The sequence below is a fragment of the Rhodopseudomonas infernalis genome, from assembly GCF_022271405.1.
In the GTDB taxonomy this organism is placed as follows: domain Bacteria; phylum Pseudomonadota; class Alphaproteobacteria; order Rhizobiales; family Xanthobacteraceae; genus Rhodopseudomonas; species Rhodopseudomonas infernalis.
Map to the genome: position 1 here is coordinate 34,641 of NZ_JAJNAL010000026.1, position 25,172 is coordinate 59,812.

General features: G+C 64.5%; 21 protein-coding genes and 1 pseudogene. 13 read left to right on the top strand and 9 right to left on the bottom strand.

From position 1 onward, the window contains the following. Positions 1-254 precede the first annotated feature (254 nt). The 7 genes from LPW26_RS17160 to LPW26_RS17190 all read left to right on the top strand — a co-directional run bounded on the left by LPW26_RS17160 (position 255) and on the right by LPW26_RS17190 (position 11,885). Positions 255-1,388 (top strand): acyltransferase family protein, encoded by a 1,134-nt coding sequence (locus tag LPW26_RS17160; protein ID WP_238736698.1) that lies wholly within the window; start codon positions 255-257, stop codon positions 1,386-1,388. A 159-nt stretch (positions 1,389-1,547) separates the two neighbouring features. Beyond that, entirely contained in the window at positions 1,548-3,890 is a 2,343-nt protein-coding gene (locus tag LPW26_RS17165) for a Tex family protein (protein ID WP_238736699.1), read from the top strand. Between the two features lie 237 nt (positions 3,891-4,127). Continuing rightward, positions 4,128-4,775 (top strand): response regulator transcription factor, encoded by a 648-nt coding sequence (locus tag LPW26_RS17170; protein WP_238736700.1) that lies wholly within the window; start codon positions 4,128-4,130, stop codon positions 4,773-4,775. A 79-nt stretch (positions 4,776-4,854) separates the two neighbouring features. Then, complete coding sequence (locus LPW26_RS17175; protein WP_238736701.1) at positions 4,855-5,031, top strand: hypothetical protein; 177 nt, start codon at positions 4,855-4,857, stop codon at positions 5,029-5,031. Continuing rightward, positions 5,031-10,166 carry a trifunctional serine/threonine-protein kinase/ATP-binding protein/sensor histidine kinase gene (locus tag LPW26_RS17180; protein ID WP_238736702.1) on the top strand — a complete coding sequence of 1,712 codons (5,136 nt, stop codon included), beginning with the start codon at positions 5,031-5,033 and terminating at the stop codon, positions 10,164-10,166. The genes LPW26_RS17175 and LPW26_RS17180 overlap by 1 nt, the downstream gene beginning before the upstream one ends. Before the next feature lie 110 nt (positions 10,167-10,276). Beyond that, positions 10,277-10,984: an alpha/beta fold hydrolase gene (locus LPW26_RS17185; RefSeq protein ID WP_238736703.1), complete on the top strand. Its 708-nt coding sequence runs from the start codon at positions 10,277-10,279 to the stop codon at positions 10,982-10,984. 58 nt (positions 10,985-11,042) lie between these two features. After that, a complete protein-coding gene (locus tag LPW26_RS17190; RefSeq protein ID WP_238736704.1) occupies positions 11,043-11,885 on the top strand; it encodes an alpha/beta fold hydrolase in 843 nt (280 codons plus the stop codon). A 72-nt stretch (positions 11,886-11,957) separates the two neighbouring features. Here LPW26_RS17190 and LPW26_RS17195 read toward each other — a convergent pair whose 3' ends face one another. From LPW26_RS17195 to LPW26_RS17220, 6 genes are read right to left on the bottom strand one after another with little or no spacing between them, the layout of a single operon-like run. Beyond that, positions 11,958-13,400 carry an alginate export family protein gene (locus LPW26_RS17195; RefSeq protein ID WP_406677780.1) on the bottom strand — a complete coding sequence of 481 codons (1,443 nt, stop codon included), beginning with the start codon at positions 13,398-13,400 and terminating at the stop codon, positions 11,958-11,960. A gap of 30 nt (positions 13,401-13,430) precedes the next feature. Then, positions 13,431-14,339: a VOC family protein gene (locus tag LPW26_RS17200; RefSeq protein WP_238736705.1), complete on the bottom strand. Its 909-nt coding sequence runs from the start codon at positions 14,337-14,339 to the stop codon at positions 13,431-13,433. A 19-nt stretch (positions 14,340-14,358) separates the two neighbouring features. Continuing rightward, the gene (locus LPW26_RS17205; RefSeq protein WP_238736706.1) at positions 14,359-14,775 is read right to left on the bottom strand and encodes a DoxX family protein; all 417 of its coding nucleotides are present in this window, start codon (positions 14,773-14,775) and stop codon (positions 14,359-14,361) included. A gap of 10 nt (positions 14,776-14,785) precedes the next feature. After that, entirely contained in the window at positions 14,786-16,666 is a 1,881-nt protein-coding gene (locus tag LPW26_RS17210) for an amidohydrolase (protein WP_238736707.1), read from the bottom strand. Beyond that, positions 16,663-16,944 (bottom strand): XapX domain-containing protein, encoded by a 282-nt coding sequence (locus LPW26_RS17215; protein ID WP_238736708.1) that lies wholly within the window; start codon positions 16,942-16,944, stop codon positions 16,663-16,665. Before LPW26_RS17215 ends, LPW26_RS17210 begins: the two co-directional genes overlap by 4 nt. A 25-nt stretch (positions 16,945-16,969) precedes the next feature. Further along, on the bottom strand, positions 16,970-17,620 hold the full coding sequence (locus LPW26_RS17220; protein ID WP_238736709.1) for a hydrolase: 651 nt from the start codon (positions 17,618-17,620) through the stop codon (positions 16,970-16,972). Positions 17,621-17,867: 247 nt separating this feature from the next. Between LPW26_RS17220 and LPW26_RS17225 the strand changes: the two genes are divergently transcribed. Further along, positions 17,868-19,502 (top strand): MFS transporter, encoded by a 1,635-nt coding sequence (locus LPW26_RS17225; protein WP_238736710.1) that lies wholly within the window; start codon positions 17,868-17,870, stop codon positions 19,500-19,502. Positions 19,503-19,514: 12 nt separating this feature from the next. Here the strand turns inward: LPW26_RS17225 and LPW26_RS17230 are convergent, their stop codons facing one another. From LPW26_RS17230 to LPW26_RS17240, 3 genes and pseudogenes are all read right to left on the bottom strand, one after another. Continuing rightward, the gene (locus LPW26_RS17230; protein WP_238736711.1) at positions 19,515-19,985 is read right to left on the bottom strand and encodes a hypothetical protein; all 471 of its coding nucleotides are present in this window, start codon (positions 19,983-19,985) and stop codon (positions 19,515-19,517) included. A 324-nt stretch (positions 19,986-20,309) separates the two neighbouring features. Beyond that, entirely contained in the window at positions 20,310-21,170 is an 861-nt protein-coding gene (locus LPW26_RS17235; protein WP_238736712.1) for an SDR family oxidoreductase, read from the bottom strand. A 121-nt stretch (positions 21,171-21,291) separates the two neighbouring features. Further along, positions 21,292-21,489, bottom strand: a pseudogene (locus LPW26_RS17240) (glutathione-dependent formaldehyde dehydrogenase); the annotation flags it as partial. Positions 21,490-21,655: 166 nt separating this feature from the next. On the opposite strand from LPW26_RS17240, the gene LPW26_RS17245 reads away from it, so the two are divergent. The 5 genes from LPW26_RS17245 (at position 21,656) to LPW26_RS17265 (ending at position 25,155) form a co-directional block, all read left to right on the top strand. Then, complete coding sequence (locus LPW26_RS17245) at positions 21,656-22,297, top strand: DUF4142 domain-containing protein (RefSeq protein ID WP_238736713.1); 642 nt, start codon at positions 21,656-21,658, stop codon at positions 22,295-22,297. A 73-nt stretch (positions 22,298-22,370) separates the two neighbouring features. Further along, positions 22,371-22,535, top strand: coding sequence for a hypothetical protein (locus LPW26_RS17250; RefSeq protein WP_238736714.1), 165 nt, complete (start codon positions 22,371-22,373; stop codon positions 22,533-22,535). A gap of 773 nt (positions 22,536-23,308) precedes the next feature. After that, complete coding sequence (locus LPW26_RS17255) at positions 23,309-24,088, top strand: Crp/Fnr family transcriptional regulator (protein ID WP_406677785.1); 780 nt, start codon at positions 23,309-23,311, stop codon at positions 24,086-24,088. Positions 24,089-24,171: 83 nt separating this feature from the next. Continuing rightward, positions 24,172-24,786: an HWE histidine kinase domain-containing protein gene (locus LPW26_RS17260; protein ID WP_238736715.1), complete on the top strand. Its 615-nt coding sequence runs from the start codon at positions 24,172-24,174 to the stop codon at positions 24,784-24,786. A gap of 171 nt (positions 24,787-24,957) precedes the next feature. Further along, positions 24,958-25,155, top strand: a complete 198-nt coding sequence (locus LPW26_RS17265; protein WP_238736716.1) for a hypothetical protein — start codon at positions 24,958-24,960, stop codon at positions 25,153-25,155. Positions 25,156-25,172 lie beyond the last annotated feature (17 nt).

The window sequence follows — 25,172 nt, forward strand, 5'->3', positions numbered from 1 at the left end:
AACCTGTCTTGTGGGTCCATTGATGCCTTGGGTTCAGGTCGCCGAAAAGCTGAAGTTCCAAGGGTGGTTGGTCGGTCCCTAATCCGCCTGGGACAATCGGCGGCCGCGCATTATTCTGAAATCAACAACTGCCCTGGCCGAAGCCGACCGCTCTTTGGCACGTCCAATCGCCGGATTTCGGCTATGGCATCTGCCGGGCACGCGCTGATTCACCCGGCGACGTCCGCACCGCCCTCTCCCACCAGGCGTCCGACATGAGCCGAACCACCTCTTTCATCCCGCGGCTCGAATCCATGCGCGGGATTGCGGCCTTGCTCGTGGCCGCGTCCCATGTGGTGCAATCACCGACCGGGCCCGACACCGGACTACTGACGCATCCGGGCGCCAACGCCGGTGAGGTCATCCGGCTGTTCTCCGCCGCGATCGTGCACGCCGTCGACGGCCTGCAGGCGGTGATCTTCTTCTTCGTGCTCAGCGGCTTCGTGCTGCTCCGCTCGCTGCTCGCCGAACCGCGCCCGTCGGCGTCCCAGGCGACCGACTTCGTCATCGCCCGGCTATTTCGGCTGTACCCGGCCGTCATCTTTGCGGTCGCCGTGTACGCGCTCGCGAGGACGGTTTTCGGCGCACCGCCGGCGCCCTGGACCGTGCTCGAAAACATGGCGCTGATCGACACCTCGCTCAACGGCGTGATGTGGTCGTTGCAGCTCGAGCTGCTGGCGATCCCGCTTATCTACGGCATGTATCTGCTGCTGCTTCGCCGAACCACGGCGACCACCGCGGCGGCGATCGCGATCTGCCTGGCGCTGGTGGGGATGTCGTTCGATCCGGCCATTCACAAAATTCTCGGCCACCCACCGCTGCAGCTCTACTACGCGTTCACCTTCGGCTGTTTCTGCGCCGCCGCCTCGGGCCGCTGGGCGGCCCGGCTCACTCCGACCCAGGCCAACATCGCGACCGCGATCGCGATCGTCCTGTTCTTCACCGCGCGTCCGCTGCTCGGCCCGGCATCAGCCTGGCGCTTCGTGGTCAACGGATTGAGCGCGTGGATGTTGATCTATCTCGTCACCTACGGGCCGCGCGCCACGCTGCTCAACGTCCTCGATCATCCGGCCGCGCATTGGCTCGGCAGGCTGTCGTTCAGCTACTACCTGTTTCACTTCCTGACGATCCTTCCAGTGTGGAGTCACCCGGAAACTGTGGTCTGGCTCGTCGACACGGTCGGCATGCCGCGGCTGCTGATCGCCGGGCTGATCTTTCTCGCCAGCACGGCCGCGGCGCTGTTGCTCGCCTATATAGCCTACACCCTGGTCGAAATCCCCGGGATCCGGCTCGGTCGGCAGGTCCGCGCCATCTTCACGCCACGAATCCGCAACGCACAGACGGGCTGAGGCAACGGGCCGTCAAGCGGCGGTGCGAAAGTCCGAACAGGCTGTGGGCCGCCGCTCACGAGGCGTCCACCTGCCCGGCGAGATGTCGTAGGTTGCCCTCGATTCGCCTCGCCCTTGGGCGAAGCATCGACGCCCTTGCCATCGCTACGAGAGACCCCAGTGCCGAAAATCGCGTCCGTCATTGCCACCGAACTCGCCGTCCGTGAGGAACAGGTCCAGGCTGCCATCGATCTGCTCGACGGTGGGTCGACTGTCCCGTTCATCGCGCGCTACCGCAAGGAAGCGACGGGCATGCTCGACGACACGCAGCTCCGCACGCTGGAGGAGCGGCTGACCTATCTGCGCGAAATGGACGCGCGCCGCATCGCCATCATCGACAGCATCAAGGAACAGGGCAAGCTCACGCCCGAGATCGAGAAGGCGCTGCTCGCCGCCGACACCAAGGCGCGGCTCGAAGACATCTATCTGCCGTTCAAGGAAAAGCGTCGCACCAAGGCGCAGATCGCGCGCGAGTCGGGCCTGGAGCCCCTCGCCGATCTGTTGTTGCAGAACCCCGACAAGGACCCGCAGGCCGAGGCTGCGGCCTATGTGAAGACCGACGGCGAGCATCCGGTCGCCGACGTCAAGGCGGCATTGGAAGGCGCGCGCGCCATCCTGGTCGAGCGGTTCTCCGAACACGCCGACCTCACCGGCAGCCTGCGCGAGGCGATGTGGAGCCGCGGCCAGATCAAGGCGAGCGTGCGCGACGGCAAGAAAACCGAGGGCGCGAAATTCGCCGACTATTTCGACTTCTCGGAGCCGTACGAGAAGCTGCCGTCGCATCGCATTCTGGCGCTGCTGCGCGGTGAGAAGGAAGAGATACTGTCGCTCGATTTCGGCGACGGCGAAGATCCGGAGTCGAAGGAGCCGACCCAGTACGAGAATCGCATCGCCGCGACCTTCGGCATTTCGCGCAAGGGCCGGCCGGCAGACGGCTATTTGTCGGACTGCGTCCGCTGGGCGTGGCGCACCCGGATCAAGACCGGGCTGGCGCTCGACGTCCGGATGCGGCTGTGGCAGCAGGCCGAAAAGGAAGCGGTGCGGGTGTTCGCGGCCAATCTGCGCGACCTGTTGCTCGCCGCCCCGGCCGGCGGCCGCGCCACGCTCGGGCTCGATCCCGGCTTCCGCACCGGCGTCAAGGTCGCGGTGATCGACCAGACCGGCAAATTCGTCGACCACACCACGATCTATCCGCACGAGCCGGCGCGGAAGTGGAACGAGAGCATGCTCGAATTGGCGCAGCTCTGCGTCAAGCATCGCATCGAGCTGGTGGCGATCGGCAACGGCACCGCGTCGCGCGAGACCGAGAAGCTGGTCACCGACCTGATGAAGGCCAAGCCCGATCTCAAGCTCACCAAGGCGATCGTCTCCGAAGCCGGCGCGTCGGTGTACTCGGCGTCCGAGTTCGCCTCGAAGGAATTTCCCGATCTCGATGTGTCGATCCGCGGCGCGGTGTCGATCGCGCGCCGGCTGCAGGATCCGCTTGGCGAACTCGTGAAGGTGCCGCCGCAGTCGATCGGCGTCGGGCAGTATCAGCACGATCTCAATCAGTACACGCTGTCGCGTGCGCTCGATGCCACCGTGGAAGACTGCGTGAACGCCGTCGGCGTCGATCTCAACACCGCCTCGGCGCCGCTGCTGGCGCGGGTGTCCGGCATCGGCGAGACGCTGGCGCAGAACATCGTTGCGCATCGCGACGCCAACGGCCCCTTCCCGAGCCGCGCCAAGCTCAAGGAGGTGCCGCGGCTCGGCCCGAAGGCGTTCGAACAATGCGCCGGCTTCCTGCGCATCCGCGACGGCGAGAACCCGCTCGACGCCTCCGGCGTGCATCCGGAAGCCTACCCGATCGTCAAGAAGATCCTCGCCGCCACCAAGAGCGACATCAAGGCGCTGATCGGCCAGACCAAGGCGCTGCAAACGCTGCAGCCGGCCGCCTTCGCCGACGACAAATTCGGCATCCCGACCGTCACCGACATTATCAAAGAGCTCGACAAGCCCGGCCGCGATCCGCGTCCCGAGTTCAAAACCGCGACCTTCCAGGAGGGCGTCGAAAAGATCACCGATCTCAAGCCCGGCATGATCCTGGAAGCGACCATCACCAACGTCGCCGCGTTCGGCGCCTTCGCCGATATCGGCGTGCATCAGGACGGCCTGATCCACATCTCGGCAATGTCGGAGCGGCGGATCAATGATCCGCGGGAGGTCGTCAAGCCGGGCCAGGTCGTCAAGGTCAAGGTGCTGGAAGTCGACGTGCCCCGCAAACGGATCGGCCTCACCTTGCGGATGTCCGACCCGATCCCGAAGCCGGGCGAGCGGAGGCAGTCGGGCGGCGGCGGCGGAGCCAGCGCCAAGCTGATCGACCGCCACCGGCCGCAAGCCGAACCCAGCAGCGGCGGCGGCGCCTTCGCCGCGGCGCTGGCGAAGGCGGCCGAGAGCAGCAAGAACCGCCAGAAGTCCAAATAGTCGAAAACTGCAAAGGAGCCGGTCTCGGACACCCGAGACCGACTGCAGGCGCCGCAGCGTCATGCGGCGACAGGATGTTTCGTCGCCGCGTGTGAGCGCTGGGACAATCTTGCGCTGCGGTGTGTTGAGTGATGCACACGCTGGATGGACGGCGCTGCAGGCGGCCCACGACGCCAACTGGCGTCGCGCCGCGAGTTTCGCTAAGGTCGCGGCGGAATTCGATTAGCAGCGGGATTCATGTCATCAGCGCCCGGCCCCCTCGTCGTCATTGTCGATGACGATGCCGACATCCGAGAAGCTCTGGCCGGCTTATTCCTGTCGCTGGGGATCAGGGTTGCGTTGTTTTCGTCCGCACAGCAGCTTTTGACCACCGGCGTGCCGGCCGATGCTAACTGCATGGTGCTCGACGTGCGCCTGCCCGGCACCAGCGGGCTCGACCTCCAGGACATTCTGGTCCGACTCAACGTCCGCATCCCGATCATCTTCATGACCGGCTATGGGGATGTGCCGATGACGGTCCGCGGCATGAAGGCCGGAGCCGTCGATTTCCTCACCAAACCGTTCCGCGATCAGGAGATGCTCGACGCCGTCGCAGCGGCGATCGAACTCGATCACAAACGCCGGGAAGCCGATGGCCGGCGCGACGAGATCCTTCAGCGCCACCGCGCCTTGACGCCGCGTGAAAAGCAGATCTTCGAGATGGTCGCGGCGGGCTCGATGAACAAGAACGTCGCCGCGGATCTCGGCCTGAGTGAGATCACGGTCAAGATTCACCGCGGCCGCGTGATGAAGAAGATGGGAGCGCGTTCGCTCGCCGATCTGGTCCGCATGGCTGAGCTGATCGGCCCGAGGTCGGATGGACCGGACGTAATGGACCGAACGTAAAACCATCGTATGACTTATAAGCGCGTCCGTACTATCCCAGGGTTAAGGGCTGTCGGATCGCTCCTTGAGGATGGCAGACTTGACCATCGGCAAGATCATAGCGGTGATCGATGACGACGCGAACGTCCCGATCGCAATCGGGGCACGCGGCGAAGATTGTGGTGCACTGCGATCCCCAGCCAAGCCGTTCCATGCGCAAACGCCGATCGGCCGAATTGATCGGCTGATGACGACGTCCCGCGGTGGCGCAGGCTGATGGACCTCCCCCGCCGCCACGACGGATTGCCGCTGCTCCGCGAGATCGACGCGCCACTCCACTTCGTCTTCCACAGCGGCGACTATTCGGTCTATCGGACGCAGGACGGCACGAGCCCAGCCGCGCTGCTGCTGATTGCGGACTCCGGTGATCCGTCCGTCGCGCAAAAGACCGCACATGAATTCGCTGCGACCCGCGACCTCGATCCCGGGCTGGTCATCCGACCGCGTGAACTCGTACTGGCGCAAGGCCGCGTCGCTCTCCTGATCGACGATATCGAGGCGCGCCCGCTGTCCGAATTGCTCGACGCGCCGCACGACATCGCCCGCTTTCTGCGCCGCGCGATCGGGCTTGCGCACGCGCTCAGCTACGTTCATGTCCACGGCCTGATCCATCGCAATCTGCGGCCGGATACAATCTGGATCAACGACGCCGACCATGTCTGGCTGACCGGGCTTGCAGGAGCCTCGCGATTTCATCGCGAGCGCCCGGATCTGGCGATTCACGAGTCCCTGGTGGGATCGCCGACCTACATGTCGCCGGAGCAAACCGGCCGCGTGAACCGCTCGATCGACGCGCGCAGCGATCTCTATGTTCTCGGCATCATCCTGTATCAGATGATCGCCTCGGGAGCTCTGCCGTTCCTTGCGACCAGTCCGACGCAATGGATCCATTACCACATCGCCCGTACGCCCAATCCGCTGCCCTGGGCGCGGCCCGAGACGGCGGTGATCGAGCAACTGATCTTCCGGCTGCTGTCGAAATCAGCGGACGACCGTTATTTCACGGCGGCCAGCGTCGAGCGCGATCTGCGCTCCTGTCTGGAGGCCTTTGAAACGCACGGCACCACAGCCGGCGTGCGCCTCACCGCGCAGGACGCCTGCGGCGTCATCCGCATGAGCGAAAAGCTCTACGGCCGTGATGCCGAGATCAACCAGATCCTGTCCGCGTATCACCGTGTGGCGTCCACCGGCGCGACTGAATGGATTTTGATCTCTGGCTATTCCGGAGCAGGCAAATCCTCGGTCGTTAACGAACTACGCAAGACGCTGACGCCGACTAATGGCTGGTTCATCTCCGGCAAGTTCGATCAGTACAATCGCGACATCCCGTTCGCCACGCTGGCGCAGGCGTTCCAGTCCCTGGTGCGACAGATCCTCGGGCAGAGCGAAGCCGATCTGGCGCGCTGGCGGAAGAGGCTGTGCGACGCGCTCGGCCCCCACGGCGAACTGGTCGTCAACCTCGTTCCCGAGCTCGAGTTGCTGATCGGATCTCAGCCGCCCGTTCCAGATCTGCCGCCGCAAGAAAGCCGCGGCCGGTTTCAGGCTGTGCTCGGCCGCTTCCTTGGCGCCCTCGCGCAACCGGATCACCCGCTCGTTCTGTTTCTCGACGACCTGCAATGGTTCGACACCGCCACATCCGAATTCCTGATCCGACTCGCGCGCGAAGCCGAGATCACCTACCTGCTGACGATCTGCGCCTATCGCAGCAACGAAGTCGACAACTCGCATCCGCTAGCCGAGGCGCTCGCCGACATCCGTCGGACAGCCCCGCATCTCGACGAGATCCGGCTTCAGCCGCTCTCTCTGGAAAATATCACGAGTCTGATCGCCGACGTGCTGCGCAGCCTCGCGGAACGCGTTGCACCGCTGGCCGCCATGATCCATCACAAGACCGGCGGGAATCCGTTCTTTGCCATTCATTTCTTTTCATCTCTGGTGCACGAGCAGTTGCTCACCTTCGACGAGGTCCGGCACGAATGGACTTGGGACGTCGAACTGATCGAGGCCAAGGGCTACACCGATAACGTTGTCGACCTGATGGCGCGGCGCCTGGACAAGCTGCCGCCGATCTCGCTGAAGATCGCGAAGATGTTCTCGTGCCTCGGCATGTACGCCAGCGCGGAGACGCTCAGTGAGCTCTGCGAATTGTCGGAGACGGAGGTCCACAGCGGCCTGCGGGATCTGGTGGCATTTGAACTGGTGCTGCGCACCGGCTCCGACTATCGGTTCGTGCACGACCGTGTCCGCGAGGCCGCGTACCGGCTGATCCCGGCCGCCGAACTGGCGTCACAGCATCTGTTTATCGCCCGCCACCTGGCAGCGACCGCCGGCCCCGCCCCGCCGTCCGATCTGCTGTTTCAAATCGTCAATCACTACAACTCCGGAGCGTCGTTGGTCTCCTCGCTGGCCGAGCGATTGACAATGGCGACCTATAATTTCGAAGCCGGCTGCGCCGCGCGGAAGGCCATCGCTCACCAGTCCGCCTTGATCTATCTGAAGGCGGCACGATCGCGGCTGACTACGCAGGAATGGCACGGCCAACGCGACCTCGCGTTCCAGATCGAATACCAACTCGCGGAATGCGAGTTCCTGACCGGCCGCCTGCCCGCTGCCGAGGCGCGGCTACTGAACCTGCGAGCCGACATCCCGAACGAGACCGACAAGGCCGCAGTGGTGGCGCTGCAGATCACGCTCTACACCGCGATGGACCGGAGCTGCGATGCGGTGCAGAGCTGTCTCGCCTATCTGGCAGAGGTCGGCATCGCCTGGCGGATCAAACCGACGGCCGACGACGCGCGCACCGAGTATCAACGATTGGCGCGGCGGCTCGACGGCATTTCGCTCGGAGCCATCCTGAATCTTCCGCGCGCCGACGATCCCAAACACTGCGCCATGCTCGGCGTGATGACGGCATCGCTGGCGCCGACTTTCTTCACCGATCTCAATCTGGTCTGTCTGATCCTGTGTCGGATGGCCAATCTCAGCCTGCAACACGGCAATAGCGACGCCTCCGCGCTGGCCTACGCATATCTCGGGATGGTGGCGGGACCGACGTTCGGAGATTATCGCGCCTCTCTCAGCTTCGGCGATCTGGGACTTCGCCTGGTCGAAGCGCATGGTCTCGACAAGTACAAGGCCCGCGTGCACCTGACCTATGGCGCGCACGTCCTGCCCTGGGCGAGGCCGCTGGCCGACGCGCAAACCTATCTCCGCCGGGCGTTCGACGAAGCCAACGAGACCGGCGACGTCACCTACCAGGGCTTCTCGTCTTGCACGCTGATCACCAACCGGCTCGACGCGGGCGACCTGCTCGAGGAGATCGAGCCGGAAGCGGATGCACGTCTGCAACTGATGCAACGCGCGCAGTTCGGTCTGATCGTTCACATCATGACCACCCAGCGTCAGCTCGCGCGCATGCTCCAGGGCCGGACCGAGGGGATCGGCTCGCTGAACGACGGCGGCTTCGATGAAACCGCTTTCGAGCAACAGCTCGCGGCCAATCGCAGCCTCGACATCGCGTCGTGCTGGTTTCAGATCAGGAAGATGCAGGCCCGCTATTTCGCCGGAAGTTACGCCGAGGCCTATCAGGCGCTGCAGGTCGCGACGCCGATGTTGTGGACGACATTCGGCCATTTCGAGCTGGTCGTCTTTCATTTTTACGGCGGTCTCGTTCAGGCCGCCTATTACGACTCCGCGCCGGCGGATTTGCGCGAAACTCTGTTGACCGGCCTGATCGCCTCGCATCGCCAGATGTCGACCTGGGAGTCGTACTGCCACGAGAACTACCAGAGCCGAACGGCGCTGCTCGCCGCCGAGATCGCGCGGATTCAGAACCGGCCGTTCGAGGCGCTGCGTCTGCACGAACAGGCGATCAAATCGTCACGCCGGCATCGTTTCGTCCATATCGAAGCGATCGCGCACGAAACCGCCGCCCGCCTCTATCGGCAGCAGGGCCTGCAGACCGGATACGAAACACATCTGGCGCGAGCCCGGGATTGCTATCACCGCTGGGGAGCAGCCGGAAAGGTGAACCAGATCGAACGGCTGCACCCGGGTCTCGGACTCGACATGCTCACGGCCCCGCACATGCCGCCGGAGCTCGCCGACAGTTTCGACCTCTCGACCGTGGTCAGGACCTACGAAGCGGTCGTCAACGAACCCGGCGTGTCCCGGCTGATGGAAACGCTGATGTCGCTGGTGATCGAGCACGCCGGCGCTCAGCGTGGCTTGATGATCATCCCGCGTGGTGACGAACTGACGGTGCGGGCGGAAGCGCGCACCGGCCAGGACGGCATCCACGTTGTGCTGCGGGACGACTTGGTCTCGCCGCTGGAGCTGCCGATCGCCATCGTCAACCTCGTCGCGCGTACGGGAGACCCCATCACGCTGAATGACGCGCGAACCGACGGTCCGTTCGTCGACGATCCCTATATCTCTGCCACGCAGTGCCGATCGATCCTGTGCCTGCCGCTGGTAAAGCGCACCAAGCTGGTCGGCATCATCTTCCTCGAGAACGATCTGGCCGCCGGAGTGTTCACCCCGGCGAAGCTCTCCATCCTCAAGCTGCTCGCCTCCCAGGCGGCGATGTCGTTGCGCAACGCGCTGCTCGAGGAGAAGGACGAGTTGGTGGAGGCACTGCAGAAGTCGCAATCCGAACTGATGCGAATGTCGCGGCTGACCGCGATCGGCGAGCTGGTGGTGTCGATCGCGCATGAAATCAATCAGCCACTTACCGCGATCATCACCAACGCCGAAGTTTGCGTGCGCTGGCTGAACAATGAGAAGCCTTCCACCGAGGAGGCCAAGAGCGCGGCCCGCCGGGTGATCGAGAACGGCCGGCGCGCCGCCGACGTGGTCCAGACCATCCGCGGTCTTGCAATCAAATCACCGCCCAAGATGTCGCCGGTCGACGTCAGCGACGTCGCGGTGGAGATGCTGTCGATCATTCAGAGCGAGCTTCGCCAACACGCCGTGCACCTCGACACCGATTTCACCGAGGAAGCCAGCGTCGTTCAGGGCAACAAGGTGCAGTTGCAGCAGGTGCTGCTCAATCTCACCATGAACGCGATCGAGTCGACGGCTGCGATCGAAGGACGCCGAACGTTGCACGTCGCGACCCGCGTCGACAACGGCACCTTTGTGGTCAGTGTCACCGACAACGGCCTCGGCTTCGACGAGAACCGCATCGACCAGCTGTTCGATGCCCTGGTAACGACCAAGCCGCACGGCATGGGCATGGGCCTGTCGATCAGCAAGTCGATCGTCGAGGCGCATGGCGGACGACTGTGGGCGACCTCGGTCAAGCCACGGGGCGCGGCATTTCATTTCTCACTGCCGCGTCTGACGTCCTGACGGCCCGAACGCGCGAAATCTTCAAGGCACCATGCGAACTGACAAGAGGCAGCGACCTGTTCGGCCTAAATCTTGCGGGAGATACGAAACCCGAACAGGAGGCATCCCGCATGGCCACACCCACACCGTCGTTACCCACGGTCGTGCTCGTTCACGGCGCCTGGGCCGATGGCTCGAGCTGGCGGCTCGTCATTCCTTATCTGCTCCAGAGCGGCATCGCGGTGGTCGCCGTGCAGAACCCGACGACATCGCTTGCCGCAGACGTCGAAGCGACGAAACTCGTGCTCGACGCGATCGTTGGTCCGGTGGTGCTGGTCGGCCACAGCTGGGGCGGCGCGGTGATTACCCAGGCCGGCAACGATGCCAAGGTCAAAGCTTTGGTATTCGTGGCGGCGCTGCCGCCCAAGGCCGGCGAGTCGGTCGGCGATCTGGTCGGCTCACATCCGTCGCCGCCCGGCCTGAGCCAGATCGTCAAGGCGGGCCCCGGCCTGCTGAAGCTCAGCCCCGAAGGCTGGGTCAACGACGTGGCGCAGGACCTTCCCGAAGCCGACGCGCGCGTGCTCGCTGTGGTCCAGCCGCCGCTGCCGGAATCGACGTTCGGCGACAAGATCACCGAGGCGGCCTGGGAGACGCGGCCGAACTGGTACATCGTCTCCGCAAACGATCGCGTCGTCAGCATCGAGCTGCAACGCGAGCTGGCGGCGCGCCTGAAGGCGACCACCAGCGAACTGGAAGCCAGCCATCTTTCAATCCTGTCACAGCCCCGAGCAGTCGCCGAGGTTATCATCTCGGCCGTCACCGCAGTATCAACCTCGTGACCCGGCCTCGCTCGCACGGCCGACCACCCCTACCCGTATTCAACAAGGAGACCACCCGATGACCAGCGGATATGTGAAGACCAAGGACGGCGTCGACATCTACTACAAGGATTGGGGTCCGAAGTCGGCGCAGCCGATCATGTTTCATCACGGCTGGCCGCTGTCGTCCGACGATTGGGATGCGCAGATGCTGTTCTTCCGCGCGCACGGCTATCGCGTCGTCGCTCATGACCGCCGCGGCCACGGCCGCTCCTCGCAGGTCGACACCGGCCACGATATGGATCACTACGCGGCCGACGCTTCAGCCGTCGCCGAGCACCTCGACCTGAAGAACGCCGTACATATCGGCCACTCGACCGGCGGCGGCGAAGTCGCGCGCTATGTCGCCAAGTTCGGCGAGCCGCAGGGCCGCGTCGCCAAGGCCGTGCTGGTCTCGGCGGTGCCGCCGCTGATGCTCAAGACCGAGACCAACCCCGGCGGCCTGCCGATCGAAGTGTTCGATGGCTTCCGCAAGGCGCTGGCCGACAACCGAGCCCAGTTCTTCCTCGACGTGCCCGCCGGCCCGTTCTACGGCTTCAACCGGCCGGACGCGACCACGATGCCGGGCGTCGTCAACAATTGGTGGCGCCAGGGCATGATGGGCGCCGCCAACGCCCACTACGACGGCATCAAGGCATTCTCCGAGACCGACCAGACCGACGACCTGAAAGCGATCAGCGTGCCGACGCTGGTGCTGCACGGCGAGGACGACCAGATCGTGCCGATCGACGATTCGGCGAAGCTCTCGGTCAAGCTGCTGAAGAACGGCAAGCTGAAGACCTATCCGGGCTACCCGCACGGCATGCTGACCACCCACGCCGACGTGCTGAACGCGGATCTGCTCGCTTTCGTGAAATCGTAAGCGCCACAACACCGAAACAAGCGGCCCGGCCCGACATCACGTCGCGCCGGGCCGTTTGCTGTCAACGTCGGCCTACCATCCGTATAGCAACTGCGCCCCGAGATAATCGCTGCTGCGGCCGCCGGCGTTGCGGATGGTGTCGCCGACTTCGAAATGCACCGCCTCGATCGCGCCGGTGAGATGCGCGTCGAAGGCGTAGTCGATGCGGAGCTGACCGTAAGCGCCGGTCCACGGAGTGCCGGTGCCGGCCGTTCCGGCGATCGGATTGCTCGGTTGAACATAAATCGCGTCCGCCGTGGTCGCCCGCCACTGGAAACCGGCTGCCGCCATCACTTTCAGCCGCGGCGCGGGGCTGATCGTCAGCGACGGCTTGAGGTGAACGAGGTTGGCGTAGCCGGTGTAGCCGGCGAGCGTGAAGTAATAGCCGTTCGGGAACAGCGGATTGAACGTGCCGAGCACGCCATCTCCGGGCCGGTTGTCGCCGGACGCCGCATCGAATTGCAGCCCGAGCCGCGGCTGCCACGCCGCGTTCAGCGTGTAGCCCGCGCGGGCGCCGACCGCCCATGCCCGCGCCGTGCTGGCGCCGACCTGCCCGAGTTGTCCCATTGCCTCTAGGTCCCAGTCGATCTGCTCGGCCTTGCCGGCGAAGCGGATGTCGAACACGTGGCGCCGCTCGTCACCAAACGCGGAGAGATATTTTGCATCCGCCCGCTCATACAGCGAATAATAACCCGATAGCTCGTTGTCGCCGAGCACCTTGCGCTCGATACGGACCGTACTGAAACGAAACCGATCGTCGGAGCGATCGTCGAACGGCCGAACGTCGAAATACTGCACCGGCCTGCTGACGAATCCGATGAAGCGCCACGCGCCCGTCTCCCAGTCGGCCCAGATCGCATCGAACGACTGCCGCACGTTGGGGCCATCGCGCGACGAGACGAAGCGCTGCAGATCGAACAGAAAGTCCTGGCGCCCCACCCGCGCCTTCAGGGTCCCGTCCGCAAACGTCCGCGTGTATTCCAGAAATGCTAGCCGCAGATCGGCGCGGTCCTGATCGGCCGAGGTGACGACGATCTTGTCGAACGCCCGATCGTCCTCGAGCTGGACGAAGGCGCGCCAGTTCTCATCGAAATGCACGTCGGCGTGGACCTCCAGACGCTGGATGAAATAGCTGTCGGACCGCGCCCCTGCGGTGCCGAAGCCGGCCGCATCGTTGGATTCGAAGCGCTGTCGGAACGTCGCGCCGAGCGACACGTAGCTCTTCGGATCGCTCGCCCACAGCGGAATGTATTTCAGCGAGTCGAACGGCTCGGTGCGCAGCCGCGGATCGGCTAGCACCGACCAGTCCTCGGCCCAGCGGTTCGACTGGATCGCGGGCCGCGTCGGGGCCGCCGCCGTGCCCGATGTCGCTTCGTCAGCGGCCTGTGCCGGCAGCGACAAGGCCAGCGCAAAGGCCAGCGCCGCCCCGAACGGCAGCACGGTCCTCGCAGCACCAGCCTCGATCCTTCCTCTCACCGCGCCCCCTCGCTCAACTCCGGCGCGCCGTCACTTCGTCACGGCGTGCTTGGCCACCACGGCGTGGATCTCGGCCACATAGCCGCCGGGAAACCGCAGCATCGCAGCCGTCCGATCCTCGAACGTAGCGGGTTCGGTCAGCACCGTCACGCCCGCTGCTTTCGCTTTGCTCAGCGTCGCCGCGAGATCGGTGACTTCGTAGCCGGTGGTCTCGTGACCGTACGGATACGGCAGATGGCCATCGGTCACGAGCACCACCATCTTGCCGAAAGCGGATTCGATCCGCACCCGCCTGATCGTGGCGTCGGGCCTGCCGATCTCGGCGCCGGATGCCTTCGCGGTCTCGGAGACGATCTTGCCGTGCGAGAACGCGACGAAGCTGCGCACAAACGCATCGGCGCGGTCGGCCGGCGCATAGACGCGGTTTTCCGGGATCGTCTCGAACGCCGTGTAGTTTGGCTTGGTCGTGTGCCAATACAGCTGCATGTTGACACCGCCCGGCCACTGCACGACGGCATCACGTCCGATCGGATCCGGGAACGTCGATACGATCACCGAGGCGCCGGCGGCGCGAGCCTGCTTGATCGCGACGTCGATGTCGCTGACCAGATAACCATTGCGCTCGGCACCGAACGGATACGGAATCGGCGTCTTGAAGCCGAACAGCGAGACGGTGCCGAACGGCGTCTGCAGCAGTTGCGACGTCGTACTGCTCGGCGTCGGCGTCACCGTCGCCACCACCTGCTTGGTGCTGTGGCCCCCAAACGTCGCCAGAAAGCTCGCGGCGAATTTGTCGACATCCTCGGGCGCCACATAGACGTGCGTCGTATCGTATTGCGGCGCGACGGCCACCGGCTGCTTCACCTGCTTTGCCGCCACGGGCGAACTCAGCAGCGCGGCGACTACCAGCAGCAGAATGGGTTTCGAGAATTGTTTCATGGAGGTGTCCTTGCGGGTGTCAGGAAGTCGATCGCTTACGGCCGGACAGGATCGCCACCAGCACCAAGCCCGCGATCAGCCCGAGATGTTCGAAGAACGCGTTGGTCAGCATCCAGCGCTCGGCGACAGGTGCGGCCCAGAAGGCATTCGCGGTCAGCATCGCCACCAAGGTGAGGACACCGAGGGCACCGGCGCCGAGCCAGACCAGCCGATCCGCGAGCACCAGCACCGAGCCGCCGAGTTCGACGACGATCGCGAGCGCCGCCCACAGCGCGCCGGGATGCAGACCGAACCTCTCCTGCTCGGCGATGGCGCCCGGGAAGTCGATCAGCTTGGCGACCCCGCCGAGCAGATAGGCCGACACCAGCGCCAGCCGCGCGGCGTGCCACAGCAGCGGCGACGACAGCATCGTCGCCACCCAGCGCGGCTCGCCCATCCGCCTCACCTCACACCGCCCAGCACGCGCAGCCGAGCGCGCCCCAGAAGCTCTTGAGGTCGGCAATCGGCAGCTTGCTCGACCATGCGGTGGCGTGGTCGTGGCCGTGAACGTTGCAGGAATTGGCGCAGCCGCACGACGCCATCGCATGAGCCGACACCGCGGCCTTCGCCTGCGGCTCGTCGGCCCAGGCGGCGTAGCCGCCGAACCGTCGCACCGGCGACCAGTCCGGCATCGCCGGCGGCGGCGCGCTGTCATCGAGCTTGGCGAAGTCGCCGGCGGCGTACACCACCTTGCCACCGACCATCGTCAGCAACGACGTCGTGTCGGCGATCTCTGCCTCGCTGCAGGCGAAGTAATCGCGGTCCGGCACCACGACATCGGCGAGCTGGCCGGTCGCGATAAGGCCCTTATTGCCTTCCTCGTTGGAGAACCAGGTGACGTTTTCGGTCCACATCCGCAGCGCTGTCTCGCGATCGAGGCAATTGCGCTGTGGCGTGATCCGCATCCCGCCGACGGTGCGACCAGTCACCAGCCACGACAGCGACACCCACGGGTTGTACGACGCCACCCGCGTCGCGTCGGTGCCGGCCGAGACCTTGACGCCCTTGTCGATGATCTTCTTCACCGGCGGCGTCGCTTCGGCGGCGCCGATGCCGTAGCGCTCGACGAAGTACTCGCCCTGATAGGCCATCCGATGCTGCACGGCGATGCCGCCGCCGAGCGCGGCGATACGGTCGATCGACTGGTCGGAGATCGTCTCGGCGTGATCGAAGAACCAGTGCAGCCCGTCCAGCGGTGTGTCCTGGTTGACGGTCTCGAACACGTCGAGCGCGCGCGAGATCGTCTCGTCGTAGGTCGCGTGCAGGCGCCACGGCCATTTGTTCTGCACCAGGATGCGAACCACTTCTTCGAGCTCGCCTTCCATCTCCGGCGGCATGTCGGGCCGCGGCACCCGGAAGTCTTCGAAGTCCGCCGCCGAGAACACCAGCATCTCGCCGGCGCCGTTGTGGCGGAAGTAGTCGTTGCCCTGCTTGTATTTAGAAGTCTTGGTCCAGTTGAGGAAGTCTTCCTTTTCGCCCTTCGGCTTCTGCGTGAACAGGTTGTAGGCGAGCCGGATCGTCAGCAGGCCCTCGTCGTCGAGCTTCTGGATCACCGCGTAATCATCGGGATAGTTTTGGAACCCGCCGCCGGCGTCGATCGCACCGGTGACGCCGAGCCGGTTCAGCTCGCGCATGAAGTGCCGGGTCGAGTTCACCTGATAGTCGAATGGCAGCTTCGGGCCCTTGGCGAGCGTCGCATACAGGATGTTGGCGTTCGGCTTGGCGAGGAGAAGCCCGGTCGGATTGCCGTTGGCGTCGCGGGTGATCTCGCCGCCGGGCGGCTCCGGCGTGTCCCTGGTGTAGCCGACGGCGCGCAGCGCGGCGCCGTTGAGCAGTGCGCGGTCATAGAGATGGAGCAGAAACACCGGCGTGTTGGGCGCCACGGCGTTGAGTTCGTCGATCGTCGGCAATCGCTTCTCGGCGAACTGATGCTCGGTGAAGCCGCCGACCACGCGCACCCATTGCGGCGGCGGCGTGATCGCCACCTGGCGCTTCAGCATGTTCATCGCGTCGGCCAGCGAGCGCACGCCGTCCCAGCGCAGCTCCATGTTGAAGTTCAGGCCGCCACGGATGATATGGAGATGATTGTCGATCAGCCCAGGCAGCACGCGCTTGCCCTTCAGGTCGATCACTTTGGTCGACGCCCCAGCCAGCGCCAGGATTTCGCGGTCATGCCCCACCGCTGTGAAGCGACCGCCGCTGATGGCGACCGCACTGGCGGTCGGGTTCGAGCGGTCGAGCGTCGTGAACAGGCCGCGATGCAGAATGATGTCCGGGGCGTCGGTCATGAGGTCTTCTCCGGTGGATGGGGTTGCTCGGGCGTCTGGTCGCGCTGACCAGGCAACATTCCGAACAGGTGCGGCGTGCATTTCGCCTGTCGCCACGCGGCCGCGAGGCCATGGCCGGCGCTCATCTGCCGCGCCAGCGGCACGATCTGCTCGCCGGCCAAAATCCCGAGCAGCCCGACCAGCGCCACCAGAGGCGGCGCCGGCGAGCGGACGTTGATCAGGCTGTAGATGACGCCGACCAGCAGGCCGGCGCCGAGGGACAGCAGATAGACTTTCATCGCGCTCTCCCGCGGGAAGCCGGAGTTACGCGGCTTTGGTGCCGCCCTCGGAGGCGTGCTCGCCCAGAGCCCACTTGGAGAAGCGGATTTGGATCCCGTAGGGCGAGTGCGCGCGCAGGATGTCCATCATGCCGTCGTAGGTTTCGGAGCGCGCCCAATCCTGCTGCAGCTCGAACGCGTACTGGCAAGAGGTGATCGGCACCGCACCGGCCTGGATCGCCCGCTCCATCGAGCGGTTGTGCGCTTCCAACGAGAGATCGCCGCAGGCATCGGCCGGGATGTAGACCTCGTAGCCTTCCTTGAGCATATCGAGCGTCGGGAACATCACGCAGGCCTCGGTCCACAAGCCGGCAACGACGAACTTCTTGCGCCCGGTCGCAGCGACGGCCTTGCGGAAGTTCGGGTCGAGCCACGAGTTCATCGAGGTGCGGTCGATGATGTCGTGGTTCGGAAACAGGTCGGTGACTTCCGGCATGAACGGACCCGAGAACGAATCCTTCGCCACCGTGCTGATCACGGTCGGAATCTTGAACAGCTTCGCCGCCTTGGCGAGAATCTGAATGTTGTTGAACACGACGAGCCGGTCATGGGACTGCACGCCCTGATACATCGCCGGCTGATAGTCGATCAGCGCGATCGCGCTGTTCTCGGGGGTCAGCATATCCAGTTTCGACATTGCATATCTCCAAGGGAGGTGGGCGACGCGGAGCTGCGTCAGCTTCGTGCACCACCTTGCGCAAGATCGCCGCGCAGGGCTTGGACGAACCCGTCGCCGATTGCACGAACGCGTGGTCGGGCGTAGATCACCGAATCGTTCAAACCACCGCAGAAGCCTGCAAGTCCGCCGGCCGCGCCGGAGCTACTCTGCCGAACAGCGCAATCAGTTCCGCCGCAAAACGCGGCTTGGGCGCATCGAGGACCTCATGCAGCCAGCCGGCGACCGCCCCGCGCACGTCGAAGCCAACAGCTCCGCGTGGGTGGCATTCCGCCACACCGCGTTCACGGTGGTGTGGACCGCGACCGTGGTCGCGAATGTCGGCACCTGGATGTACAACGCCGCCTCCGGCTGGCTGATGACCAGTCTGGAAGCCGATCCCCTCACCGTCTCGCTCGTGCAGGTCTCCTCCAGCCTGCCGATGTTTCTGTTCGCCATCCCGGCCGGCGCGCTGTCGGACATTATCGACAAGCGGCGCTTTCTCATCCTGATCGAAATCGTCCTCACCGTGTTCGCCGTCGCCAGCGCGCTGCTGGTGTGGTTCGGCCTGATGAACCCGACTCTGCTGCTGTTGTTCACCTTCCTGCTCGGCGCCGGCGCCGCATTCGCCGCGCCGGCCTGGCAAGCGATCGTGCCAGATCTGGTGCCGAAGCAGCATCTCGCCTCGGCAGTCGCCAGCAATGGCGTCGGCATCAATATCAGCCGTGCAATCGGCCCGGCGCTTGGCGGCGTAGTGATCGGCGTGATGGGCATGGCGGCGCCGTTCTGGATCAATGCGCTCAGCAACTTCGCGGTGATCGGCGCGCTGATGTGGTGGCGCCCGGTGTCGACCCGCAGCACGACGCTGCCGGCCGAGCGGCTGATGAGCGCGATCGTGATCGGCTTCCGCCACGCGCGCTACAATCCGGACCTGCGCGCGACGCTGGTGCGCGCGGTGGCGTTCTTCTTCTTCGCCAGTGCCTATTGGGCGCTGCTGCCGCTGGTGGCGCGCACGCAGATCGCCGGTGGCCCCGAGCTCTACGGCATCCTGCTTGGCGCGATCGGCCTCGGCGCCATCGTCGGCGCCTTCCTGCTGCCCTGGCTGAAGAAGCGTCTCGGCCCGGATGGTCTCGTCGCCGCCGGCACGATCGGCACCGCGATCAGCCTGGCGATGCTCGGCAGCGTCACCCGCGTCGAGCTCGGCTTTGTCGCCTGCATGCTGGCCGGCGTCTCGTGGATCGCGGTGCTGGCCAATCTCAACGTCTCGGTCCAGGTATCGCTGCCGGATTGGGTCCGCGGCCGCGGCCTGGCGATGTTCGTCACCGTGTTCTTCGGCGCGATGACCGCCGGCAGCGCGCTGTGGGGTCAGATCGCTTCATCGTACGGCCTGCCGATCGCGCATTTCGTGGCGGCTGCCGGCGCGATCATCGGCGTCGCGCTGACGTGGCGCTGGAAGTTACGCGGCGGCGCCACCCGAGATCTTGCGCCGTCGATGCACTGGCCGGCCCCGGTGCTGGCAATCGAGGCCGAGCCCGATCAGGGCCCGGTGCTGATCACCGTCGAGTATCGGATCGCGGCGGAGGAGCGCGACGACTTCCTGCGCGCGCTGCAGAAGCTCAGCCACCAGCGCCGCCGCGACGGCGCCTACGCGTGGGATGTCTTCGAAGACGCCGCCGACAAGGGCCGCTTTCTCGAAGTGTTTCAGGTCGCGTCCTGGCTCGAACATCTGCGCCAGCATCAGCGCGTCACCAATGCGGATCGCATCGTGCAGGATTCCGTTCGGCGCTACCACGCCGCCGCCGAGCCGAAGGTCACGCATCTGCTCGCGGCGTCGTTTCCAACGGCCCCGAAGACGCATCCCTGACCGGCGGCGCTGTCAGAACAACCCGTGGGCCCCGCCCACGGCGCCGGCGACAGTAATCAGCGCCAGCGTGCTCAGCACGCGGTGGCCGCGCAGCGCGCCCCGAAATGCGCCGTCGGGATCACGCCGCGCGCGGGCCTCGAACCAGGCGTGCAAAAACAGCGGCTCGGCGACGAACAGCATCACCATGAACAGCGCCCACAGCGCGATCATTGCGTGCAGCCACCAGAAGCTCGGATCGGCGATGCGGTCCCAATGGCCGAACGCATCGAAGAGATAGAAGCCGGAAATCCCGGCCAGCAGCACGGAAATCCGCGCCTGCCAGGCGAAGCGCCGCTCCAGCGCATCGAACACAGCAAGCCGCCGCTCGGCCTCGAACTCGCGCAGGCTCGGCAGGATCACGAAGGTCACGAATGCGAGCCCGCCAATCCAATGCACGATGGACAGCACGTGAACGGCGCGGGCGATGGCGGGCCAATCGATCATTCGGCTATCCGCAACAGCCCCGTGCTTAGTCTGCACGTCGGTTGTTGCTTATCCTTTTTCAGAGGCGAGCTGGCGCTGCGTTGCTGCGGCTGAGATCACTTTCGAACACCGCGCCGTGCGTATGTCCACGTTCAGACATTACGCGCGCGAGCAACGCCGAGTTTGCGCGGGCGCAAACTCGCGACACGACGAACCTTGACGGCCGTGCTGCCCCACTCACCAATTCCGTCACGGCCGGGCTTGGTGAAAACGAACCTGCCTGATGTCAAACGGCGCGTTCGGTCAGGCTCTCAGGATGACGGCCGTATCAGAAGCACAACCGCTCTAGATGAACGGCCGGCCTCCGGTCACCGCCACCGTCGTCCCAGAGGTGTAGCTCGACAGCGGATCTGCCAGCATCACATAGGCTGTCGCCAACTCGGCAGGCTGGCCGGCTCGCTTCAACGGCGTGTTCTTGCCGAAATTCGCCACCGTGTCCTCTTTCATCGTGGAGGGAATGAGCGGCGTCCAGATCGGGCCCGGCGCAACGGCGTTGGCACGGATGCCCTTCTCGGCCAGCATCTGCGCAAGGCCGGCCGTGAAGTTCTGAATCGCCCCCTTGGTGGTCGCATAGGCCAGCAGCGACGGGTTGGGCATGTCCGAATTCACCGATGCGGTGTTGACGATGGCGCCGCCCGGCTTCATGTGCGGCACCGCTGCCTTGGTCAGGTAGAACATCGCGTGAATATTGACGCGGAAGGTCAGCTCCCATTCCTCGTCGCTGATATCACCGATATCGTCGAAGGTCGCCTGGTGGGCGGCGTTATTAACCAGGATGTCGATGCCGCCGAATTCGTCCACGGCCTTCTGCACCACCGCCCGGCAATGGTCGGCGCTTTGCAGATCGCCGGATACCAGCACAGCCTTACGGCCCTCCTGCTCGATCAGCGCTTTGACCTCGGCCGCATCATCGTGCTCGTCCAGATAGGAGATCAGTACGTCAGCTCCCTCGCGCGCATACGCGATCGCGACGGCGCGGCCGATGCCGCTGTCGCCACCGGTGATCAGCGCCTTGAGGCCCTGCAAGCGGCCGGACCCCTTGTAGCTGGCTTCGCCGTGGTCGGGCCGCGGCTGCATCGCGGCGGTCGCGCCCGGCATGGGCTGTTGCTGTTTCGGAAAGGGCGGCTTGGGATATGAGGGCGGCATGTCGTTCTCCGATGATTGGCCATCAATCGACCAATCGGGCCGTCGTTCCGTTATCGAAACGCCGGGACGGATAGCGCCATACCGACGTTGCGATCCGGACGCCCGCCATTGACGAGCTGCGTCAGGGCGTCATGACGACTTTGATGCAGCCGTCCTTCTTGTCGCGGAACGTCTTGTAGAGCTCCGGGCCCTCTTCCAGCGTCGCGCGATGCGTGATCACGAAGCTCGGATCGATCTCGCCTCTCTCGATCCGTGCCGGCAGCTGCGGCAGATAGCGCTGCACGGGCGTCTGCGCCATGCCGAAGGTGAGACCGCGGTTGGTTAGTTGTTCCTAAGCTGCGGCGGCGTGGCTGTTCCGCCGCTGCTCGACGCGAAAGCTCGCGATGACGGTTCATCGTCAAGCTGCGTAGACATCTTTTTGCGATCGCGGCGTTTGGCCCGATGCAGAAATGCACGAGCTTTGGAACCCGGCCATTTGATCCCGGTTGAGCAACAAAGCCGCGCCGAGCAAGCTGATTCAGCTTCGAGCAACCAGCACCTCGTGGTCGACATTCACGCAAGGATCATCAATGAAAACAACCACAGCCCTCGTTCTCAGCTGCCTTCTGGTCGCAGCCCCGCCGATGGTGCAAACCGCCGCCGCCCAATCGAGCAGCGCACAGGCGCCGGCGATCAGCACCGCGACACAGCAATTCATCACACAGGTGGGCATTTCCGACCTGTTCGAGATCGCATCGTCGCGCCTGGCCTTGGCGCGCGGCACCGACGCCCAGAAGGGCTACGCCAATCAAATGATCGAAGACCATGGCAAGACCTCGTCCGAGCTGCGGCAATTGATCGTCGTCCGCGGGCTCAAGATCGATATTCCGAGCCAACTCGACAGCGCGCATCAAGGCAAATACGACCAGCTGAACAATGCGCGCGGCGAGGATTTCCATGCGCTCTACGCCAGTCAGCAGGTCGCGGCGCACAAAGACGCGATCGCGCTGTTCCAGCGCTATGCGCAGGACGGCGACCTTCCGGAGTTGAAAGACTGGGCCGCGAAGACCCTCCCAGCGCTCAACCACCACCTGGAAATGGCGCAGAAGCTGACTGGCCCGACAATCGGAGCGCGAACTGCTAAATAACGACCCGGCCACCCGTCTACCAGCATCGGGTGGCCGGCGCACGGCCGGGCATCCGATGCTCGAGGAATACGCCATGTCATATAACACCACAAAATCGGTCGATCTCGTCCACCACCTGCGCGAGGCGCTGCAGCTCGCCCATGAACTCAAATTCGCCCATCTCGAATATCTGCTGGCGATGGCCGTGCTCGAGAGCCGAGACAGACTGGGAGAAACGGTCAGCGACGCCAGCGCCTGAGATCGGCCGCAACGCCAGGACGATCATCTGCAACTTGCAGCGTCGGGGTTACGTTGTCGATGTTCTGGTCGGACGCCAAGGCCGAATAGCGATCGAATACATGGAACGAGACGAACGGGCGCTCGGTGCTCGTTCGCGCTGTCACTGGCGAAGACGCGTCTCGCTACGCAATCCATTGCGCGTCGCCGCAGCCTGCCCCGCGGCTTCGAGTTCTTGCACAGTGCGACCGCCCGCGCGAGCACACTCGGAAATCTGCGCAGCTATGCGCGCGCGAACCGAATGTTGCTCCCCGTTCTGTAGAGTTCCGCAAACCCGCTCCAGGGCAGCATCCATGCTGGCCCGCGTTCGCGGATCGAAATCATCCGTCATCTGGGTTCCTCCGACGAAATCGCTTTCTTCAAAACAAGAAGGCCCAGCAGACAATAGATTGGTGCCGACTTCCGGTCTCTAACCTATGGCAAAATCGTGTCGACGCCGCCTCTTGTTTGCCTCTGCTTTGTCAGGCGGTCTTCCAGTCCAAAAGGAACACGGCCAACCACTCCGGGTTGTCACCGCAAACGTCGCGGATCGGGCATCGGGGCGCGCGCTTGCCACCAGACGAACGACAAGTTCCGACGTCGGCAGGAGCACCGGTGATACCTCGCCCATGCCGACTTCCGCGCCCTCGCCGACGAACACCACATCGCACTCCACTCGCGCACCGCGTGGCATAGCGCCTGAGCTGCAGAACACCACTTTTGAGGTGAATGCAGCATTGCGAGAGGACGTGCATCATGCGCAGCAGATTGAACGTCTATTACCGTTTCGCGAAAGAAGTTTGGAGCACCATCGATATGACTCATCCGCTTTTGCGTAAGTTGCGTTTCGGCGCTCGCCTCACGACCGAGGATGAATCGGTGCTGATGAGTATCCTAGACCCCGCGCGAACCGTCAGCCCGCGCGAGGACGTCGCCGAAGAAGGCATTCGACCGCATGCTTTGCCACTCATTGTGGAGGGTTGGGCCTGTCGCTATTCGACGCTCGCAAACGGTCAGCGTCAGATCATCTCGTTGTTTATCCCGGGCGATTTGTGCGAGCCGTTCGGCATGCTTCCGCGATTCATGGATCATTCGGTCGCTACGCTCACGCCCGTGATCATGTCGCCGGTCCGGGTCGAGCGGCTCAAGTCCGCGGTGACGAGCAGTCCACGCATCGAGGAGGCATTGTGGTGGGACCTGCTGGTCTCCACGGCAATTGATCGCGAGCACCTCGTCAGCCTTGGGCGACGCACCGCGACCGAGCGACTCGGCCACTTGTTCTGCGAGTTGCATCTTCGGCTCGACATGGTCGGTCTCGTCGACGGAATGGGTTACGAAATGCCCGTGACTCAAGCAGATCTCGGCGACCTGCTCGGCCTCTCGATGGTCCACGTCAACAGATCCCTGCAGGAGTTGCGCCGCACAGGTCTGATGTCGCTCCGCGGCCGACGTCTGACGATCAACGACCTCCATGGGTTGCGGGAGCTGTCGTTCTTCGACGAGGGCTACCTTCATCCGGAAGGGGCCAACGCGTGAGTCGATCGATGATCGTGATCAGCAACCAACTACGGAGGCCGTGAATGGTAGACGGAGCTTCGGCGACCCGGATCGCGCAATTAGTGGCGGACAACTACCGGCTGCGTCAGTTGCTCGATCAGCACGACGCACCGAACAAACTCCGCCACCGGCTGCGCAGCACGGTAGCCCTGCTCCGCATGGTCATCCGCAAATCCGCCGAAAGCCGGACCGATATCGACGCCTATATGGGGCTGCTCGAAGATCGTCTTGACGCGATCGTGCGGGTGCAGTCGATCGCCGACGAACAGGGCATCATCGAGCTGCAGAAGCTCCTCACGGACGAATTGCTGCACTATCGTCCACTCGATGGCGTACGCGTTCTGCTATCCGGCCCCGAACTCGCCTTGCAGCCGCGGATGGGTCAGCTGTTGGCGTTGGCGCTTCACGAACTGACCGTCAATGCGGTGGAGCACGGCAGTCTCGGCGGCAGCACCGGCCGGGTCGAAATCAACTGGCGGGTGGACGAGACGGGTCGGACGCCGACGCTGACGTTTCTGTGGAAAGAGTACGACGAGGTGGCGGTCGGAAAATCCGGGGCGGACGGCTTCGGCACCGAGGTTCTCACGCGCTTGCTGGCCTACGAACTTGGCGCCACGACGCAGCTCGACTTCGAATCGGACGGGCTTCGCTGCACGATCCAACTCCCTCTGGGGTGATCCGTCGCTCAGGTCACCGACAGGCTCGGTTTAAGCTGTTGTGCCACGCATCAACTTCCCGCAATCGGAGCCGCGCAGGGTGTCAGCAGCTTCCGGAACGTCCATTAGCATAGGTGAATGCCGACCGGGACGTCCGCCGCTAGCCTTTTCGAAGCAACGGGAAGGATCATCGTGAAGAAACGTCGCAACAGGACCAGACAGCAGCTGTCGCTCGAGGAGCGTTTGTCGTTGTGCTCCGAACGCTGGAAGCGCGAGGCGGATGAAAGCGGCAATGTAGAGATACGGGGTGTCTGGCAGGAGCGCGCCCGATCGGCGGAAGCGGCGCGGGGCATCATCGCTTGGCTGCAAGAACGCGAAAACTCCCGTTGACGCGCGTCAGTGGCGGC

Coding starts and splice junctions, on each gene's coding strand:
- LPW26_RS17160 (WP_238736698.1), top strand. CDS start 255: ATGAGCCGAACCACCTCTTTCATCCCGCGGCTCGAATCCATGCGCGGG.
- LPW26_RS17170 (WP_238736700.1), top strand. CDS start 4,128: ATGTCATCAGCGCCCGGCCCCCTCGTCGTCATTGTCGATGACGATGCC.
- LPW26_RS17180 (WP_238736702.1), top strand. CDS start 5,031: ATGGACCTCCCCCGCCGCCACGACGGATTGCCGCTGCTCCGCGAGATC.
- LPW26_RS17185 (WP_238736703.1), top strand. CDS start 10,277: ATGGCCACACCCACACCGTCGTTACCCACGGTCGTGCTCGTTCACGGC.
- LPW26_RS17190 (WP_238736704.1), top strand. CDS start 11,043: ATGACCAGCGGATATGTGAAGACCAAGGACGGCGTCGACATCTACTAC.
- LPW26_RS17200 (WP_238736705.1), bottom strand. CDS start 14,339: ATGAAACAATTCTCGAAACCCATTCTGCTGCTGGTAGTCGCCGCGCTG.
- LPW26_RS17205 (WP_238736706.1), bottom strand. CDS start 14,775: ATGGGCGAGCCGCGCTGGGTGGCGACGATGCTGTCGTCGCCGCTGCTG.
- LPW26_RS17210 (WP_238736707.1), bottom strand. CDS start 16,666: ATGACCGACGCCCCGGACATCATTCTGCATCGCGGCCTGTTCACGACG.
- LPW26_RS17215 (WP_238736708.1), bottom strand. CDS start 16,944: ATGAAAGTCTATCTGCTGTCCCTCGGCGCCGGCCTGCTGGTCGGCGTC.
- LPW26_RS17220 (WP_238736709.1), bottom strand. CDS start 17,620: ATGTCGAAACTGGATATGCTGACCCCCGAGAACAGCGCGATCGCGCTG.
- LPW26_RS17225 (WP_238736710.1), top strand. CDS start 17,868: ATGCAGCCAGCCGGCGACCGCCCCGCGCACGTCGAAGCCAACAGCTCC.
- LPW26_RS17230 (WP_238736711.1), bottom strand. CDS start 19,985: ATGATCGATTGGCCCGCCATCGCCCGCGCCGTTCACGTGCTGTCCATC.
- LPW26_RS17235 (WP_238736712.1), bottom strand. CDS start 21,170: ATGCCGCCCTCATATCCCAAGCCGCCCTTTCCGAAACAGCAACAGCCC.
- LPW26_RS17250 (WP_238736714.1), top strand. CDS start 22,371: ATGTCATATAACACCACAAAATCGGTCGATCTCGTCCACCACCTGCGC.
- LPW26_RS17255 (WP_406677785.1), top strand. CDS start 23,309: ATGCGCAGCAGATTGAACGTCTATTACCGTTTCGCGAAAGAAGTTTGG.